13 protein-coding genes and 1 pseudogene are annotated in these 17,508 nt (G+C 74.5%); 3 read left to right on the top strand and 11 right to left on the bottom strand.

The annotated features are described in order from the left end of the window. Positions 1-12 precede the first annotated feature (12 nt). A complete protein-coding gene (locus tag AB0F01_RS25310) occupies positions 13-930 on the top strand; it encodes a hypothetical protein (protein ID WP_362100010.1) in 918 nt (305 codons plus the stop codon). 60 nt (positions 931-990) lie between these two features. After that, positions 991-1,140: pseudogene (locus tag AB0F01_RS25315) on the top strand (pirin family protein); the annotation flags it as partial. Positions 1,141-1,398: 258 nt separating this feature from the next. Here the strand turns inward: AB0F01_RS25315 and AB0F01_RS25320 are convergent. Together AB0F01_RS25320 and AB0F01_RS25325 are read right to left on the bottom strand one after the other, a co-directional pair. Beyond that, positions 1,399-2,721 (bottom strand): LAETG motif-containing sortase-dependent surface protein, encoded by a 1,323-nt coding sequence (locus AB0F01_RS25320; RefSeq protein ID WP_362100012.1) that lies wholly within the window; start codon positions 2,719-2,721, stop codon positions 1,399-1,401. A gap of 99 nt (positions 2,722-2,820) precedes the next feature. Continuing rightward, positions 2,821-4,470, bottom strand: a complete 1,650-nt coding sequence (locus AB0F01_RS25325; RefSeq protein WP_362100015.1) for a sigma-70 family RNA polymerase sigma factor — start codon at positions 4,468-4,470, stop codon at positions 2,821-2,823. 526 nt (positions 4,471-4,996) lie between these two features. On the opposite strand from AB0F01_RS25325, the gene AB0F01_RS25330 reads away from it, so the two are divergent. Continuing rightward, positions 4,997-5,425: a VOC family protein gene (locus AB0F01_RS25330; protein ID WP_362100017.1), complete on the top strand. Its 429-nt coding sequence runs from the start codon at positions 4,997-4,999 to the stop codon at positions 5,423-5,425. A 245-nt stretch (positions 5,426-5,670) separates the two neighbouring features. On the opposite strand, the gene AB0F01_RS25335 is transcribed toward AB0F01_RS25330, so the two are convergent. From AB0F01_RS25335 to AB0F01_RS25375, 9 genes are all read right to left on the bottom strand, one after another. Beyond that, positions 5,671-6,429 (bottom strand): GntR family transcriptional regulator, encoded by a 759-nt coding sequence (locus AB0F01_RS25335; protein ID WP_362100019.1) that lies wholly within the window; start codon positions 6,427-6,429, stop codon positions 5,671-5,673. Between the two features lie 108 nt (positions 6,430-6,537). After that, complete coding sequence (gene deoC / locus AB0F01_RS25340) at positions 6,538-7,254, bottom strand: deoxyribose-phosphate aldolase (protein ID WP_362100021.1); 717 nt, start codon at positions 7,252-7,254, stop codon at positions 6,538-6,540. A 131-nt stretch (positions 7,255-7,385) separates the two neighbouring features. Further along, positions 7,386-7,841 carry a D-ribose pyranase gene (gene rbsD, locus AB0F01_RS25345; RefSeq protein ID WP_362100024.1) on the bottom strand — a complete coding sequence of 152 codons (456 nt, stop codon included), beginning with the start codon at positions 7,839-7,841 and terminating at the stop codon, positions 7,386-7,388. 94 nt (positions 7,842-7,935) lie between these two features. Then, a complete protein-coding gene (locus tag AB0F01_RS25350; protein ID WP_362100027.1) occupies positions 7,936-9,510 on the bottom strand; it encodes a sugar ABC transporter ATP-binding protein in 1,575 nt (524 codons plus the stop codon). Then, entirely contained in the window at positions 9,510-10,541 is a 1,032-nt protein-coding gene (locus AB0F01_RS25355; RefSeq protein WP_362100029.1) for a substrate-binding domain-containing protein, read from the bottom strand. Before AB0F01_RS25355 ends, AB0F01_RS25350 begins: the two co-directional genes overlap by 1 nt. Before the next feature lie 122 nt (positions 10,542-10,663). Next, a complete protein-coding gene (locus tag AB0F01_RS25360) occupies positions 10,664-11,713 on the bottom strand; it encodes an ABC transporter permease (protein ID WP_362100032.1) in 1,050 nt (349 codons plus the stop codon). Further along, the gene (locus tag AB0F01_RS25365) at positions 11,710-12,627 is read right to left on the bottom strand and encodes a ribokinase (protein WP_362100035.1); all 918 of its coding nucleotides are present in this window, start codon (positions 12,625-12,627) and stop codon (positions 11,710-11,712) included. The genes AB0F01_RS25360 and AB0F01_RS25365 overlap by 4 nt, the downstream gene beginning before the upstream one ends. Before the next feature lie 555 nt (positions 12,628-13,182). Continuing rightward, on the bottom strand, positions 13,183-15,201 hold the full coding sequence (locus AB0F01_RS25370) for a SpoIIE family protein phosphatase (RefSeq protein ID WP_362100038.1): 2,019 nt from the start codon (positions 15,199-15,201) through the stop codon (positions 13,183-13,185). 314 nt (positions 15,202-15,515) lie between these two features. Next, positions 15,516-17,360, bottom strand: a complete 1,845-nt coding sequence (locus AB0F01_RS25375; protein WP_362100040.1) for a SpoIIE family protein phosphatase — start codon at positions 17,358-17,360, stop codon at positions 15,516-15,518. Between the last annotated feature and the right edge of the window lie 148 nt (positions 17,361-17,508).

The raw sequence follows: 17,508 nt of genomic DNA on the forward strand, positions 1-17,508 counted from the left end.
CAGAGTCTGCGCATGCTGGAGACGGTGGTGGAGACGGAGAACCGGGAGCGGCACGTCCGTGTGTCCGCGGAGGCGCTGGCCGGGCTGGTCCGGTGCATCGGCGGGCCGGGCGACCGGTTCCTGGTCCTGCAGCGGATACCCGACCTGCCCGACGTCTTCGCCCAGGTGTGGCACGAGGCCGGCGGCGACTACACGCTGGAGCACCGCGACGGCGCCCCGGACCGGCACTGGCGGACGACGGCCGACGGGCCCGGGGCCGTCATCGCGGTGCTCACCGGCTGGGCCCGCCAGGAGGCCGGGTGGGACAGCGGACCGCGGTGGACGCCGCTGGACCTGGGCCCCGCCCGCGAGGTGCCGCCGCCCGACCTCGGCGCGGAGGAGCGCGAGCAGCTGGAGACACGGGTCCGTGAGGCGCTGGCCGGCGGCTACGTCACCCGCGCCGACCTGGCGGAGATCGCCGAGGACCACCTGGTCACCGGCGACCGCCGGCCCGTCTCCCGGGAGCAGGCACGGGCGCTGGCCGACCGGCTGTGGCTGGAACGGGTCGCCGAGCAGGCCGGCTGGCAGGGGGAGACGGACCCCGAGCGGCTGACCCGCGCGTTCTCCGCGCTGGAGGCCGCCGGGATCACGGCCCGCGAGAACTTCACCTGCTGCCGGAACTGCGGCGATTCCGAGATCGGCGGAGTGGGCCGGCCGGACGCCCGCGGCTTCGTCTACTTCCACTCCCAGGGCACGGACTCCGCCGCGGCCGGCCATGGACTGCCGCTCCTGTACGGCGGTTTCGACGGCGCACCCGCGACCGCGGCGGCCGTCGGCCAGGAGGTCGTGGCCGCCCTCGCGGCGGCCGGTCTGGGCACCGAGTGGGACGGCGACCCCGGCAAGGTCGTCACCGTCACCCCTCTGGACTGGCGCCGCCGCCTGATCGGCTAGCGGCCGGCGGCGGCCGGGGAACCGGACCGACCCGCACGAGGGTGGGACGGCCGGGAGGAGATCGGCCGCACCCAGGAGGAGATCGAACAGGCCCGCCGCGACTGGATGGAGGGGACCCCGTTCGGCGAGGTCAAGGGCTACGACGGGGACCCGCTGCCCGCCCCCGAACGTCCCGCGACGCCGCTGAAGCCCCGGGGAAGAACCCGCTGACCGGCTGACCGGCTGACCGGCAGACCGGCTGACCGGCTGTCCGGCTGACCGGCCGACCGGCCCCGGGCCGGAGGCGCGCCGCACGCCGTGCGCGGTCCTCCGGCCGGGCAGGCACCCCCGCGCCGCGCCCGTGCAGGTCCGGCGCCCCCGCCCGCGCGACGGCGGTGAAGGCGCCGGCCCCGCGGGAGCCCGAGGGGCGGCGGCGCCGGGGTCCCGGGCCCCGCCGTGGGGCAGGGACCCGGGACCACGGCGGCCGGGTCAGCCCTGCCGGCGGCGGCGCAGCAGGAACAGGGCTCCGGCGCCGAGGGCGACCAGGGCGGCGCCGCCCGCGGCCAGGGGCAGGGTGGAGGCGTCACCGCCGGTGGCCGCGAGGTCCTCGGACGGGCCGTCGCCCGCGACCTCCTTCCGGCCGCCGCTGTTGGCCTCGGCTCCCTCGGACCGTCCGTCGCCCGCGTCGGTGTCCGTGCCGGTGTGCTCCGGGGCGGGGTCGGCGGTCTTCTCCGGGGCGTCGGCGACGGCGGAGAGGTCCTCGCCGTCGAGGGCGACCTTCACCTCGGCGCGCCCGTCGCCGGAGGACACGACGGCCACCGAGACCTTGCTCGCCCGGTCCGAGAGGGCGGTGACGGCGTCGGCGTCGGCGGGGGCGTCGTTGTTGGACGTCTTGTTGGCCTCGGTCATGTCGATCAGCGCGGAGGAACCGTAGTTGCCCTCCGGCACCCGGTAGGCGTGCACGCCCTCGAGGTCCTGGTCGAAGGAGCCGGCCGCGTGCCGGTACTCCACGACCAGCCGGTCCTTGCCCATCGGGATGTCCAGGGCGCGCTTGCCGCTGCCCTCGCCGTGCAGCGGACGCAGCCTGTACGTACCGGACTCGGTGACCCGGACCACTTCGTCGGAGGAGAGCCACTCCGTCCGGATCATCTCGGGGGCGGACAGGCCGGTGGCCGGACCGCCGCCGCCCATCATGGACTTGGCGCTGGTGCCGTTGGACTCGCAGTCGACCAGGTCGCCGTCGTCGCACATGGTGCGGGACTGGTGGCCGAGCCCCAGGTTGTGGCCGAACTCGTGGCCGACCACGCCCAGTCCGCTGACGGTGCCGTGCAGGTTGATCCACGTGTACGGGCCGGGGACGCTGCCCAGGCCGGCCCAGGCGCACCCGGTCTTCTGCGCGGGGAAGACCATGGACAGGCTGTCGTAGTCCTCACCCCGCACCAGGCCCCGCTCGGCGAGCGCCTTCTGGGTCTCGGTGTTGATCCGGCCGTGTTCGCAGCTCGCGGCCATCGGCAGCGTGATCGGTCCGACGAACTGCTCGTCCACGACCGGGACCACGCGGTAGCGGTCACGGGAGAGTTCGGAGAAGAAGGAGGCGAGGGAGTCCTTCTTCGCGCCGAAGTAGGTGTCCGGCGTGCTCGCCTTCACCTCGTCCGGGTGCTGGAAGGCGCTGTCGGTGAACTCGACCAGGACGGGGAGCGTCCTGCGCTCCACCACGGCGTCGTCCGCGTGCGCCGTGGCGGGGAGGAGGCCGGCGGCCAGCGCGGTGATGCCGGTGGCCAGGGCGATCCGGCCCAGGGTGGATGTCTTCATGGGTCCGTTTCCTTCGGAAGGGTTGGACATGCTTCCGAGGGGGAGGAGTCCGGCGCCCGCGCACCGTCCCGCGACTTTACGTGTTCTTTGCCTTCCGGTTCATCCGCCGAGCATGCGGGGCTCGACGCGGAACCTCATGGAGGCGGATCCGTAGTAGTAACGGGTGGTCCCGACCGCCGGACCGTGGGACTGGTCCCGGTCCGCCTTCGCCCACTCCACCAGCCCCAGGTAGCGGGTGCCGTCGGCGGTGCGCAGGGCCGCCTCGCCCTCGGCCGCGGACGTCCACAGGTTCCACAACTGGGCTGCCCGCTCCGCGTCACAGGGCCGCTGGTCCACCGGCGCGTGGTCCCTGGTGCTGCCCGACCGCGTCAGGCACATCCCCGTCGCCTCGTTGCGCACCTGCGTGCGCGCCCGGTCTCCGGGGAACGGCTCCAGCAGCACCCACCGCTGACCCGCACCGCCGTCGCAGGCGGCCTCCACCGGCCGGACCCCGGCCCCGGCGGCGGCACCGCCCGGGATCGCCAGGCAGCCGCCGGTCGACACGAAGCTCAGGGTGCCGGGGGCGCCCAGCGCCGGCGGCGGGGGAGGGACGGAGGCCGTCGGGGCCGGGGAGGCCGACGGGGCGGGCGACGGGCTCGCCGACGTGGACGGGGCCCGCCGGGCCGGGGACTCCGACGCGGCCTTCGGGACGGCGGACGACGGAGCCGCGCCCACCGCCGGCGGGGACGCGTCCGGTTCCGCGCCGCCGCCGGGCCACAGCGCCCAGCCGCCCAGCAGCACCGCCACCGCGCCCGCGGCCAGCGCACCGGCCTTCGCCCCGGCGATCCCGCCGCCCGCCGCCGGCGCGGCAGCCGTCGCCGCGGCGGCACGGGCCTGCAGGTAGGCGGGCCCGCCGAACAGCAGCACCGCGGCCGGAAGCACCGTACGCAGCCTCTGGTTGAGGTCGGTCAGGTCCCGGACCGCGCGGCGGCACCGACCGCACCGCTCCAGGTGCCGGTCCAGCGCGACGTCCCGGCGCGGCCGGGACCGGCGTACCGCCGCGGCCAGCCGCCCGCTGCACCGGCGGCACTCCTCGTCCGCCGCGCCCTGCTCCGCGTACGCCGCCAGATACGCCTCCCGCAGCCCCTCGCGGGCCCGCGCGGTCAACGACGTCACGCCGCTGGGCGTCAGGCCCAGCAGCGATCCCACCCGCGTCGCGGGCTCCTCCTCGACGACGGAGTGCCAGAGCACCGCCCGCCACCGTTCCGGCAGGGAACGGAAGGCCGCCGCGACCAGCCCGCCGTCCACCGCGCGCACCACGACGTCCTCACCGCTCGGCCCTCCGGCCGCCGGGTCCGTGCCCGGGGGCCGGGCCGTCGTCTCCAGCCACTCGTCGAACTCGGGCGCCAGGTCGACCCGGCGCGCCCGGTCCGCCCACTCGGCCGCGGTGTGCCGGACGACGGCCAGCAGATACGGGCGCCACGCCTCGGCGGGCCCCTTGCCCTCCCGGACCGCCCGCACCGTGCGCGTGAACGCCTCCGAGGCCAGGTCCTCCGCGGTGTGCGGATCACGGGAGCAGGTGCGGGCGTAGGCGAGCACGGCGCCGGCGTGGCGCCGGTAGAGCTCCGCGGCCGCGTCCGCGTCCCCGCCGTCCCGCAGAAGGGCCGTCAACTGCGCGTCGGTGTGCACGTCACCGGCGGCGGTGACGCGGCGGCGGTGGCGGTGGCCGCCCCGCCGCGGCGTCCGGTCGGTGACACTGTGGTCGCTCATGGGCCCCGCACTCGATCCAGTCCGTACGACAATCGGTGCGCAGTCTGGCAGATGGTCGATCATCCGTGCCCCGGACCCCGGCCGGGTGGGCGGAGTCTTGGGCGGCGGCCCTCGCCCCGCGTCACCGAGCCCCGCGTCACCGGGCCCCGCGTCACCGGGCCCGACGACGACTGCGCCGACACCCGCACCGGGGCCGCCGCCCGCGGCGGACCGACGGCGGAGCCGGCCGGGGGTGGCGCGGACGGGGCGGCCGGGGGCGGCGTGCACCGACACGCCCGAAGCGCCGATGACGGGCCCGACGGCCGTACTCCCCGAGGCCGTTGCACTGCTGCACCGAGCCGGGTGGCAAGCGCCCGTACGTCCCGTGTGCACCCCCGGCGTCCCCGGACGCGATCGGCCGCTCGGCGGTGGCCTAGGACCAGCGCCCGATGGCACCGGCCGTCCGACGGTCCCTAGGCTCGTCGCCGTCGATGTCCACGGACGGCCATGGCGTACGCCGGCCGTTCCCGCACGCAGGAGGTACGCAGTGCCGGCCGACGCCGCCGCCCACATCCGCATCGCCCGGCCCTCGCGTGACCTGTGGGCCGCCGAGGAGTTCTGGGTCTCCGGACTCGGACTCGACGTCCTGTTCCGCCGCGCGGCGGACGGCACGCCCGGCGACGGTTCGCTCCTCATGGTCGGCTGGCCGGACGCCGCCTGGCACCTGGAACTCGTGCACGACCCGGCGGCGCCGATGGAGCCGCGGCCGACCCCCGAGGACCTCCTCGTCGTCTACCTCGGCGAACCGGTGCCCGACGCGCTGGTGGCGCGGTTGGAGCGGCACGGCGGCACGCGGGTGCCGGCCCACAACCCGTACTGGGACACCTGGGGCGTGACGGTGCGGGACCCCGATGGCTACCCGCTGGTGCTGTCCACCCGCTCCTGGTCCAACTCGCGGGCCCTGAGCGGACACTGACCAGCACCGACCAGGCCCTGAGCGGACACCGACCAGGCACCGACGAGGCACTGAGCGGGCATTGACCAGGCTCTGAGCCGGTCGTGACCGGCCCTGAGCGCCGCGTCCCCGGCGGAGCGCGGTGGCGCGGGGTGGAGCGCGGTGGCGCCGGCCGGCGGCGCAGAGGCCGGCCGGGTCCGGTGCCGTCGCGTCCCGGTCTCCGCTGCCGGGGGCGACGGACGGCCGCGACCGACGCCCCCGGCGCCTCAGCGGCGCAGCAGCAGCGAGGTGACCCGCAGGCGGCCGCTGTGGATCCACACGTCGGAGTACTCCACCGGCCGGTCGTCGGAGAGGTAGGTGACCTGCTGGAGGTACTGCACCGGGGCGCCCTCGGCCAGGTCCAGCGCGGTGGCGACGTCGCTGGTGGCGGCCTCGGCGCTGAAGGTCCGGCGGGCGGTGGCGATCTTCAGGCCGTACGTGCCCTCCAGGGTGCCGAAGAGGCTGGAGGAGGTGAAGTCCACCTCCTCGATCCCGGGCGCGAGGTCGGTGCGGACGAAGTTGAACAGCAGCGCGACCGGCCCCTGTTCGGTCCGCCGGACCCGGACCAGGCGCAGGACCTGGGTGCCGGGGGTGACGTCCAGCAGGGCGGCCACCGGTCGCGGCGGCACGATCAGGGAGCACTCGCGCACCGACGTCGTGGTCACGATGCCCTGGCTGGCGAAGTCCTCGGAGAGAGTGCTCAACTTCTGGGCGATCGCGGGTTCGATGGTCGTGGAGGTGACGAAGGTGCCCCGGCCGCGCACCTGCCGCAGCAGGCCCTCCTCGATCAGCGTGGTCAGGGCCCGCCGCAGGGTGCCGCGGCTGACGCCGAACTCCTGGGCCAGTTCCGGCTCGCTCTTGAGGCGGTAGTGCGCGGGCCACTCGCCACTGGCGATGCGCAGCCGGATGTGTTCCGAGATCTGCACGTGGATCGCCGTGGGGACGTCCCGTTTGATGCCCGGGGATGTCCGTTCGTCGGCCGTCACCGTGGTCGCAACTCCTTCTCCGTTGTCACCGGAAGGACACCTGTCCCTCCGGACGTCAGGGCCGTCCCCGGCCGCGGTGCGCGGCCGGGGACGGCGGTGGTGGCCCGCTCAGTAGCTGACGGTGGACTCGTTCCCGCTGTCCGTGATGATGGCCAGTCCGGCACTCGTCCCCAGCAGGGAGGCACCCGCCCGCAGCAGTTCGAGGCCCTGACCGTAGCTCTTGATTGAACCGGAGGCCTTGACCCGGACTCCGTCCCGCGCCCGGTCAACAAGGTAACGAACACTGGTCGGATTCGCAGTCTCGATCTGCCCGCTGCTGGCGTTCTTCAGGAACGCGGCGCCGGCCTCCATGGCCAGCTCGACCGCCGCCTCCTTCTCCGCGTCGGTGAGCAACGGCAGTTCCAGCATGACCTTCACCGGCAGGCCCGACGCCCGCACGACGCCCGCGATGTCCTCACGGAAGTCGTCGTAGCGGCCGCTCTTGAGCCAGCCGATCTGGACGCCGATGTCCAGCTGGTCCGCCCCGAGCCGGGCGATCTCCTCGGCCTCGGCCGCCTTGCCGGCGCTGGTCATGACCCCGACGGTCGGGAAGTCGAGCGCGGTGGCGACCTCGACCCCGGTGCCCTTGAGCTCGGAGACCACGAGGGGCAGCCAGGAGGCGGGCACCATCGCCGCGTTGAAGCCGTGGGTGACGGCCTCGCGGGCGTGGGCGGCCATCTCCTCGCGGGTGGCGTCCGGGTCGATCTTGGTGTGCTGGATGTAGGACGCCAGCTCGGCCGGGGTGAGGTCGAGGTCGGCGGCGTCGGCGGTGGTGGTGCTGGACATGGGGTTCTCCCTGGGAAGTGAGGTGCGGCCGGGGGCCCCGGCGGGCGGACCGCCGGGGGACCTCCGTGGAGGGGGCCGCCGGGTTGCCGGAGCGGGCGGGCGGCCCGGCTCCGGAGGAACGTGCGGGCGGATCAGACCTTGGACGCGTACTCCTCGGGCACGACGACGTCCTCGCCGCCGAACCACCGGGGGGCGTCCACACCGCAGTACAGGCCGATGTTGCCCCAGGGCTCGAAGGCCCCGGTGCGCACGACGGCCTTCGCCTCGCGGGCGAGTTCGCCGAGCATCTCGGCGTGCGGCCGGGCGGTGAACTCGGCGCCCTGGAAACGTCCCTGGAGCCACGCGTCGAGACGGGGGTGGTGCGTCGGGACGTTCTCCGCGCGGACGACGCCCTCGACGACCAGCTCGTCGGCGATCAGGTCGAGGACGGTCCGCAGGTCGGGCAGGTTCTCGGCGATGGCCAGGTCGATGCGGTGGGCGTCGCGCGGCACGGGGAACCCCGCGTCGACGACGAGCAGCAGGTCGGTGTGGCCGAGGGTGGCCAGGACACCGCTCAGTTCGGCATGGAGGATGCCGGAGCGCTTCATGGTCGTTCTGCCTTTCTTCCGCGGCTCTTCGAGGAGCCGGCTCGGATCTGGCGGGCCCCGGTGCCGGTCGGGGCCCGGCTGGGGCGGGCGGCGCCTACGCGGCGGCCGGGGCCGCCCCGGTGGCGAGGGTCATCACGGACTCCTCGGTGGCCTCGGCGGTGTCGACGACGGCCACCAGGCGGCCCTCGCTCATCACCGCGATGCGGTCGGTCAGGGTGAGGAGTTCGGGCAGGTCGGACGACGAGCAGAGGATCGCCAGGCCCTGGTCCGCGAGCGCGGACAGCTGGGCGTAGATCTCCGCCTTGGCGCCGATGTCCACACCCCGGGTGGGCTCGTCGAGGATCAGCACCCCGGGGTCGATAGCCAGCCAGCGGCCCAGTACGGCCTTCTGCTGGTTGCCGCCGGACAGCGAGGTGATGGGCTGGCCGAGGCCGGCCGTCTTCACCCGCAGCCGCCGCGCCTGCTCGGCGGCCGCCCCGTCGAAGGCGCGGCGCCGGACGAGGCCGAGGCGGCTGAACGTCCTCGCGGTGAGCGCGCCGATGTTGTCGCCGACGCTCATCGTGGTCAGCAGGCCCTGGGCGCGGCGCTCGCCGGGCACGAACGCCAGCCGGCGCTCCACGCTCGCGATCGGGTTGCGCCGCTCGTAGGGCCGGCCCAGCAGCTCCACGGTGCCCCCGGTGCCGGGGTCCCCGCCGAAGAGGTTGTGCAGCAGTTCCACCCGGCCGGAGTCCGGCAGCCCGGCCACCCCGAGGATCTCGCCCGGGCGCAGCTCGAAGGAGACGCCTTGGTGACGCCGTCCGCTCAGGTCCCGCACCTTCAGGGCCGGCGCCACGGACGCCGGCGGGCGGGACGCCTGCTCCGCGCGGCGGGTGAAGCCGCCCAGCTCACGGCCGACCATCGCGGCGACCGCCCGGTCCGGGTCGGTCTCCTCGGCCCGCCAGGACGCCACGTGGGCGCCGTCCCGCAGCACCTGGATGTGGTCGGCGAGCTGGAACACCTCGGGCATGCGGTGGGAGACGTAGAGCATCGTCGTCCCGGCCGCCTTCAGCCGGGCCATCAGGGCGAACAGCCGGTCGGCCTCGGCGGGCGTGAGCATCGCCGTCGGCTCGTCCAGGATCAGCACGCGGCAGCCCCGGGCGATGGACCGGGCCACCACGATGAGCTGCTGCGTGGCCAGATCCAGGGACCGCACGGAGGCGTTCGGGTCCAGGTCGAGATCGAGTTCGGTGAGGAGTTCGGCCGTCCGGTCCAGCATCCGGCGCCGGGAGGGGAACCAGCGGTTGCCGGGTTCGACACCGCTGAGGACGTTCTCCGCCACGGTCCGGTCGAGCAGCAGCGACAGCTCCTGGGGGACGATGGCCACGCCGTGCCGGCCCAGCATGGTGCTCGGCTCGTAGGAGGTGACCTCCTCGCCGAAGACGGTGACCCCGCCCTCGCTGGGCGGCTGGAGCCCGGCGAGGATCTTCAGCAGGGTCGACTTCCCGGCGCCGTTCTCCCCCAGCAGCGCGGTGACCTCACCCGCCGGCACGTCGAAGGAGACGTCCCGCAGGGCGCGGACCGGGCCGAAGTTGCGGGTCAGGCCCCGGATGCGGACGGCCGGTCCGGCGGCGCCGGGGGCCGTCGTGCGGTCCGGCGCGCCCGGGGCGGCGTCGCGGGGTGCGGTGGTCATCAGTCCTCCACGGTGGCGTCGGCGAGGTTGTCGCGGGTGATGAACTGCGCCCCGGTGTCCACGCCCTTGATCTCGGTGCCCTTGGTGAGGAAGTCGTTGAGCACCTTGACGGCCTGGTAGCCCTGCTCGGCCGGGTTCTGGCTGATGGTGAAGTCCAGGACGCCGCGTTCGATGTACTCGGAGGTCTGGGTCAGCAGGTCGAAGCCGCCCATCGTGATGTCGTCCGTCTTGCCGGACTGGGCGACCCACTTGGCGGCGGCCGTGGTCGAGCAGCAGTCCAGGCCGGCGACGGCGACCACGCCGGACTGGCCGGACATGGTGGACTCCACGGTGTTGTAGGCGCTGTTGGGCTCGTTGCCGACGTTGACCGGGCCGACGATCTTCAGGCCGCTGCCGTCCAGCCCTTCCTTGAAGCCGTTGAACCGGTCGTGCGACCAGCCGGCGCCGGTGTCGACGGAGAAGACCACGACGGACTTGCCGTTGACGTCGCCGTCGAGGTTCTTGCGCAGCTCCTCGGCCTGCGCCTTGCCGGAGCCCTTGAGGTCCTGGCCGACGAAGCCCATCTGCTCGGAGTCGGGGTTGTCGGTGTTGAAGGAGATGATCGGTATGCCCGCCTTGTGGGCCTGGCTGATGACCGGCTTCAGGGCGTCGCTGGAGGCGGAGGAGACGGCGAGTCCGTCGACCGCCTTCTGCTGGATGAGCGTCTGGATCTCGGAGACCTGCTTGGCCGCGTCCCCGCCGGTCGGACCGATGAGGGAGACGTCGGCGCCGAACTCCTTGCCCGCCTTCTTCATGCCCGCAGTGATCGGGGTGGCGAAGGCCAGCGACGGGTCGTGGTAGCTCAGCTTGATGCGCATCGGCTTGTCGTCGTCGAGCCGCTCCTGGATGTACGGGGCGAGTTCGAAGCCGCCGTCGGCGGTGCTGCCGGCGTCGGCCGCGGTGACGGCGCCGCACGCGGTGAGGGACAGGGCCGCGGCGGCGGCCGTCGCGGCGGTGAGGGCTCTGCGGAGGGTGCGCGGGGACGAGGACATCGGGGCTCCTTGGTGTGCGAGGGGTTCCCTGACGGGCGCCCGTGGGCGGCGCGGGGCGGCGAGCACCGCGGGCGCGGCCCGTACGGGTGGCGGGGGAAGGAGGCGGAGAGGGGTGGTGGCGGTCAGGCGCGGGACTTGCGCTTGCGCTGCCAGGTGTCGGCGGCGACGGCGGCGACGATGACGAGGCCGGTGACGACGGTCTGCCAGAAGGACGAGATGCCCTTGATGTTGAGGATGTTCTGGAGCAGGCCGATGAACGCGACACCGATGACGGTGCCCCACATCGTGCCCGACCCGCCGAAGAGGGCGGCGCCGCCGATGATGACGGCGGAGATGACGGTGAGTTCCAGACCCTGCCCGGTCACGCCCTGCACGTAGGAGAGGAAGGACAGACCGAGGACGCCGGCCAGGCCCGCGGTGAAGCCGGACAGGACGAAGGCGGTGAGCTTGACCCGCTTGACGTCGACGCCGACGAGCCGGGCGGCCTCCGGGTTGCCGCCGACCGCGTAGGTGTTGAAGCCGAAGCGGGACCGGGCCAGCAGGATCACGCCGATGGCGGCGACCGCGGCGAAGAAGACGAACTGCATCGGGATCAGGCCGAACAGCCGTCCCTGGCCGAGGAGGTTGAACTCCGCGACGCCGGGCTGGGAGGAGCTGAGGGAGATCGGGGCGCCGTCGGAGATGAGCAGCGCGATGCCACGGAACACGCTCAGCGTGCCCAGGGTGACGATGAACGACGGCACGCCCAGCATCACCACGGCCAGGCCGTTGAGAAGCCCGGCGACGACCCCGACGGCCAGGCCCACGCCCATGGCCAGGGGCCAGCTCCAGCCGTCCGAGATCAGCATGCCGGTGGAGATCGCGGACAGCGCGTAGATGGAGCCGACCGACAGGTCGATCTCGCCGTTGAGGATGACGAAGGTCACCCCGATGGCCATGATGCCGATCTGCGCGATCTGCTGGCCCACCGAGAGCAGGTTGTCCGACTGGGCGAACGTCGGCGAGAGCACGGTGCCGAGGACGAACAGGGCGACGAGCGCGGCGAAGACGCCCGACTCCCGGGCATGCAGCAGCCTGCGCAGGGCGGCGGGGAACCGTCCGGTGCCGTCGGCCGCGGCGGCGGAGGACGGCGGCGGGGTGGGGACCGGAGGCTTGGAGAGGGTCGAGGTCACGAGGCGTTTCCAATCAGGGCGTTCAGCTGGGCTCTGGTGGGGAGGGCGGGGACGACGCCCGCGATCGACACGGTGTGGGAACCCGCCACCGCGGCGAACTCGGCGGCGCGCTCGACGGGTTGGCCCTCGGCCAGGGCGACCGCGAAGGCCGCGGTGAAGGAGTCGCCGGCGCCCGTGGTGTCGACGACGGCCGGTGCCGGGTGCGGGGGCACCGTGCCGGTACCGCTGTCCTGGGCGACGAGCGCGCCCGCGCCGCCCCGTGTGATGACGACGACGCCGCCGGTGCGTGCGCGGAGGGCCTCGGCCAGTTCCTCGTCACCGAGGCCGTGCCGGTCGCCGAGGCCGAGGAGGACGGGCGCCTCCGTCTGGTTGGGCGTCAGGACGTCGATCAGCGGCCAGCACTCGTCGGGGAGTGGCCGTGCGGGGGCCGGGTTGAGCAGGGTGCGGGTGCCGGTCTCGCGGCCGGCGCGGAGTGCGGCGACCACGGCCTCCTCGGGGATCTCCATGGAGACGACGAGCACGTCGGCGGAGGCGATCTCCGCGCGGAACGCGTCGACGGCGGCGGCGTCCAGTTCGTCCAGGGCGCCCGGTGCGATGGCGATGCGGTTCTCGCCGGACGGCTCGACCAGGATGAAGCCGACCATGGTGGGCGCCTGGGCGGTCACCACGTGCTCGGCGGCGACCCCTTCGCGCTGCCACAACTCCCGTGCGGAGCGGCCGAACTCGTCGTCACCGACGGCGGTGAGGAGCGAGACCTCGGCGCCCAGCCGGGCGGCGCCGATGGCCTGATTGCTTCCCTTGCCCCCGGCGCCCGAGTCGAACAGGCCGCCCGAGACGGTCTCTCCCGCGGAGGGCGCCTTCGGCACCCGCATGGTGAGCCCGGCTCCATAGCTTCCGACAACCGCGATCTTCATCGGCACACCACTTTGTGTATGGACAACTATGTACATGCGAGAGCGTAGGTACAGGGATGTCCATAGTCAACGGTTCTCGGACAGGAGATTTCCGGACAGTGTCGGGGGCGTGTCGGCCGGCACCAGGAAGGCGGGGAGGGTCGGTGTGTTCCCGTGCCGCGTCGCCCGGAGCCCGGACGCGCTCCGCGGGGCGCGTCGGAGCGGCGTCCGTACGGCATCGGCGCGGCCTGGCCGTGAGAATCCGGCGCGGGCTGCCCGGGGGGATCGCCGTGAACCTGCCTGTCGGCCCGTGGGGATCGCCGTGAACCTGCCTGTCGGCCCGTGGGGATCGCCGTGAACCTGCCGGTCGGGATCGACGCGTTCCGCCCGGTCGGGATCGGCGCTCTCCACCCGGTGGGTATCTGCGCGGCCCCCCACGTTGCACCGGGCCGTCCCCCCAAGCTGCACCGGGCCGCCCGCCCCGCGGCCGGACGGCACGGTCCCGGGACCCGGGCCACGTGGTCGGCCACGTCCCGGTCCCGCGGCCCGCCGCTGCCGACGGGGTGCGCGCCCGCCTCAGCCGGCCGCCGGCAGGCGCACGCCGACCATGGCCACGTCGTCGTCGCCGTCGTCGGCCGGCAGCCGGTCCAGCAGCGTGTCGCAGCAGACGTCCAGGGGCGCCCCGGCGAGGTCCGAGGCCTGACGGCGCAACCGCTCCAGCCCCGCGGTGAGATCCTCCGCGCGCCGCTCCACCAGGCCGTCGGTGTACAGCAGCAGGGTCGCGCCGGGCGGCAGCGGCTCGACGGCGCTCCCGGGCCGGGGGTCGGGATCGACCCCCAGCATCGGGGACCGGCCGCCGGTCAGGAAGCGGGCCGCTCCGTCCGCCCCGATCAGCAGCGGCGGGGGATGCCCCGCCACGGCGTAGTGGAGCCGGAAGCGGCCCGGTTCCGGGCGCTCCACCCGGGCCAGGACGCAGGTCCCGGTGAACTCCGGGTGGAGGGTCTGCACGGCGACGTCCAGCCGGCCCAGGATCTCCCCGGGGGGCTCCTGGCGGTCGAGGGCGAGGCCCCGGAGCATGTTCCGCATCTGGCTCATGGTCACGGCGGCGGGCAGATCGTGTCCGGCGACGTCACCGATGGTCAGGACAGTGGCCCCGTCCCGCAGCACGAAGGAGTCGTACCAGTCGCCGCCGACCTCGGCCGCCGCGCTGCTGGGCCGGTACCGGACGGCGATGCCGAGGTCCGGCACCTCCGGCGGCTCCGTGAGCAGACTCCGCTGGAGGGCCAGCGCCACCTGCCGGGTGCGCTGGTACTCGAACGCCTTGCTGAGCGGCGCGTCGGCGCGTTCCAGCAGCGTCCGCAGCAGACCGATGTCGGACGGCCCCAAGGGCGGCCGGTCGCCGCACGCGGAGGCGGTCACCAGAGCGGCGGTGGTGCCGTCGACCACGACGGGGAGCAGGACGGCACTGTTGGCCCCGGGCGCCGTCCACGGCTCGGTGCCGGGCGGGACCAGGTCGGGCGGCGGGGAGCCGGGCGGGAACACGGCGTGGACGGTGCGCCGTTCGTCGGCGGCGCGGGTGAGCGGACTGTCGGGCCCGAGGTGGTCGGAGTGGGGCGGCGGCAGGGAGGGCAGACCCTCGCGCGTGGCGGCGGCGATCCGTTCGGCGGTGAGCGGGGAGCCCGGCGGACGGAGCAGGGCCTGGGGGAGGAGGTAGACGGCGCACGCGTCGGCGAGGTCGGGCACGATCACCCCGGCGAGAGCGGTGAGCATGTCGTCGAGGCGCGCCGTGTCCGCGGTGACGGCGGCGGCCCGCGCCAGCAGGTCCTCGCGGCGGGCCTCACGCCACTCCTGCTCCACGTCCGTGCAGGTGCCCATCCATTCGATCACCGTCTCCCCGTCGCGGACCGGTGCCGCCTCGACGGCGAAGTGGCGGTAGCCGGAGGTGGCCGTGCGCAGCCGGTAGGTGTGGGTGAAGCGCGGCCACACCTCGGCGAGGGCCCGTCCCCACTCCTTGAGGACGGCCTCCCGGTCCTCGGGATGGACCGCGTCGATCCAGCCGCCGCCCCGGAACTCCGCCCAGCTCTGCCCGGTCACCCGCTGCCAGCCGGGACTGGGCTCGACGACCTCGCCGTCGGGGTCCGTCACCCACACGATCTGCGTGCCCGCGTTCACCAGGCTCCGGTAGCGCAGCAGCGCGCGGCGCCGTTCCTCGGACAGCACGCGGATCCGCTCGGCCGCGGTGACCTGCTCGGTGACCTCCGCGATCACGCCGAGGACGCCCTGGACACCGTCGCTGAACGTGGTGCGGGAGATGCTGAAGGTGAAGAAGCGGACCTGCTCCCGTGACGGCTCCGGGAACGCGATGTCGATGGGCACCGCCGTGAGGACCTCGGGTGTGCCGGTGGCGTAGACCCGGTCGTAGATCGCGAAGTAGCCGGACTGGGCCAGGTCCGGGAACGCCTCCCGCAGGGGACGGCCCAGGGGACGGTCGCCGAAGGTCTCCCGGTAGCGCTCGTTGAAGTACCCGAGCCGGTGTTCCGGCCCCCGCGTGATCATCACGCCGATGGGGGCGGGATCGAAGACCTCGAGCCGCATGACGCCTCCAGCCGCCCGGTCCGGGTCCCCAGCGGGCGGGCGGAGCAGGCCCAGGGGCGGGCAGCACAGGCCCAGTACCCCGCACCCGGGCCCCGATGCGCCGATCGGGGCGGGTGCCCGGTCAGGACCGGTGCCGACCTCGGCCGACCTCGGCCGGTCACGGTCGGTAACGGTCCGCGATCGCCGGACGCAGCCGTCCTGGCGGCCCGCACGGTGCACGGGGAGGTCGACGGCCCGCGGCGGCGCGACGTCCCCGGCCGGCCGGGCCCGGCACGCGCCTCCGTGCCTCCGCCTCGTGACCTTCCGTCTGCGTGCTAGTCCACCCCCGGCCGCCCGTCATCGGTCCTGTGCGTCGGGTCCTGCACGCGCGGATGTTCCTGGGTGGAGCCCGGCGCGGCGCGGTGCGGGGCGGCGGGGCTGTACGGGGACTGCGGGGGAGGGGGCGGACGGTGGTCGCCGGGAGTGCCCATGCCGGCCTCGGGGACGCGGACGGCGAGCAGGGCGGTGTCGTCGCCGCTCGGGGCGATGCGGTCCAGCAACGCGTCGCAGAAGTCGTCCACGGTGTGGCGGGCCAGCATCGAGGCGTGGTGGCGCAGGGTCGCCATGCCGAGGTCGATCGGGCGGCCCCTGCTCTCCACCAGGCCGTCGGTGTACAGCAGCAGCGTGGACCCCGGCGGGAGGTCCTGGCGCGCGTCGGGCCACCTCAGTCCCAGGTGGAGGGCGGCGTTCATGCCGATCAGGGGACCGTGCCCACCGGTGAGGTACCGCGTCCCCCCGTCGGGGGCGATCAGCAGCGGGGGAGGGTGCCCGGCGTTGGACCAGTGCAGCTGCCAGGGTCCCCCCTCCGGGCCCTCGATCCGGGCGAACACCAGGGTGGCCATGGGCGCGTCGCTGGTGTTGGTCACCGCGTCGTCCACCCCGTGCACGATCCGGCTCGGGGGTGCCTGCCGGTCCCAGGCCAGGGCGCGCAGCATGTTGCGCACCTCCGCCATGTGGGAGGCCGCCTCCAGGTCGTGGCCGACCACGTCCCCGATGACCAGCGCCATCACGCCGTTCTTCAGCAGGAAGGCGTCGTACCAGTCGCCCCCCACCTCCAGCGCGCTCTGCGCGGGCAGGTACCGGGCGGCCATCCGCAGGTGGTCCACCTGGGGGAGCGGGGTGAGCAGCTGGCGCTGCATGGTCTCGGCGACGTCGCGCTGCTCGTGGTAGAGCCGCACGTTGTCCAGCACCAGGGCCAGGCGCCGGCCGAGGTCGGTGAGCAGCCGCACCTCCTCGTCGCCCGGGGCGGGTTCCTGTGCGGTGCGGGCCACGGTCAGCAGGCCGTAGGAACGGCGCCGGGCCCGCAGCGGCACGCAGACCGCGGTACGGCCACCGAGCCCGTCGAACAGCGGAAGGCAGGCGACGGCGAGCGGTCCGTCCGGCGCGGCGCGCAGCTCGTCCGCGGCGATCCTCACGGGTTCGTCCTGCCGGCCTCCGCCCGGCGCCGGGCACGTCCCCGGCGGCAGCGGCCCCTCCAGCCGGCTCGCACGGCCGGGATGCGTACGGCTGCGCACCGCGACGCGTTCGAGGGAACCGTCCTCCTCGGGATACAGGTCGACGGCGGCCCACTCGCCCAGCTCCGGCACCAGCAGCCGCAGCAGGCGGCGGATCCGGCCCTGTGTGTCGTCCGAGGACATCAGCACCTCGGAGGCGCCCTCCATCAGGTGCAGCCGACCGGTCAGCGCCTCCAGTCCGGCGGTGTGCGCCGCCGCACGCTCCTCGGCCTCGCGCTCCGCGCTGTAGTCGCTGAAGGTCACCACCAGGCCCACGGTGCGGCCGGCCACCCGCAGCGGGGTGGTCGCCCAGTGGATGGGCATGACCGAGCCGTCGGCGCGCAGGAAGTGGTCCCCGTTCCCGGTCGCGGCGGCCTCCGCACCGTCGAGCGGGGCGAGCAGCGGACACTGCGAGCGCGGCAGCGGGCTGCCGTCGGCGCGGCGGTGCAGCAGGTCGTGCACGTCCTGGCCGGTCATCCGGTGCGCGGGCCGGTCCAGCAGGCGCTCCGCCCACGGGTTGGCGTAGGTGATGCGGCCGGAGGTGTCGGTGGTGAGGACGCCGACGCCCGCGTCCCGCAGCACCGCGTGCGGGACCTCGGACCCGGGCACCGTCAGCGGGGTGTTCATGGTGTCGTCCCCTCGTCGTCCCGGAACCACCGGGCGGGCCGCACGGCACCCGCCGCTCCCTGCGCTCGGGCGACGGGCGGGTACCCGGATCCGTGCGCCCCCTCCAGTGTGCCGGTCCGGACGGGCCGTGGCGTGGACCGACGGCACC

The sequence above is a fragment of the Streptomyces sp. NPDC029526 genome (assembly GCF_040637405.1).
In the GTDB taxonomy this organism is placed as follows: domain Bacteria; phylum Actinomycetota; class Actinomycetes; order Streptomycetales; family Streptomycetaceae; genus Streptomyces.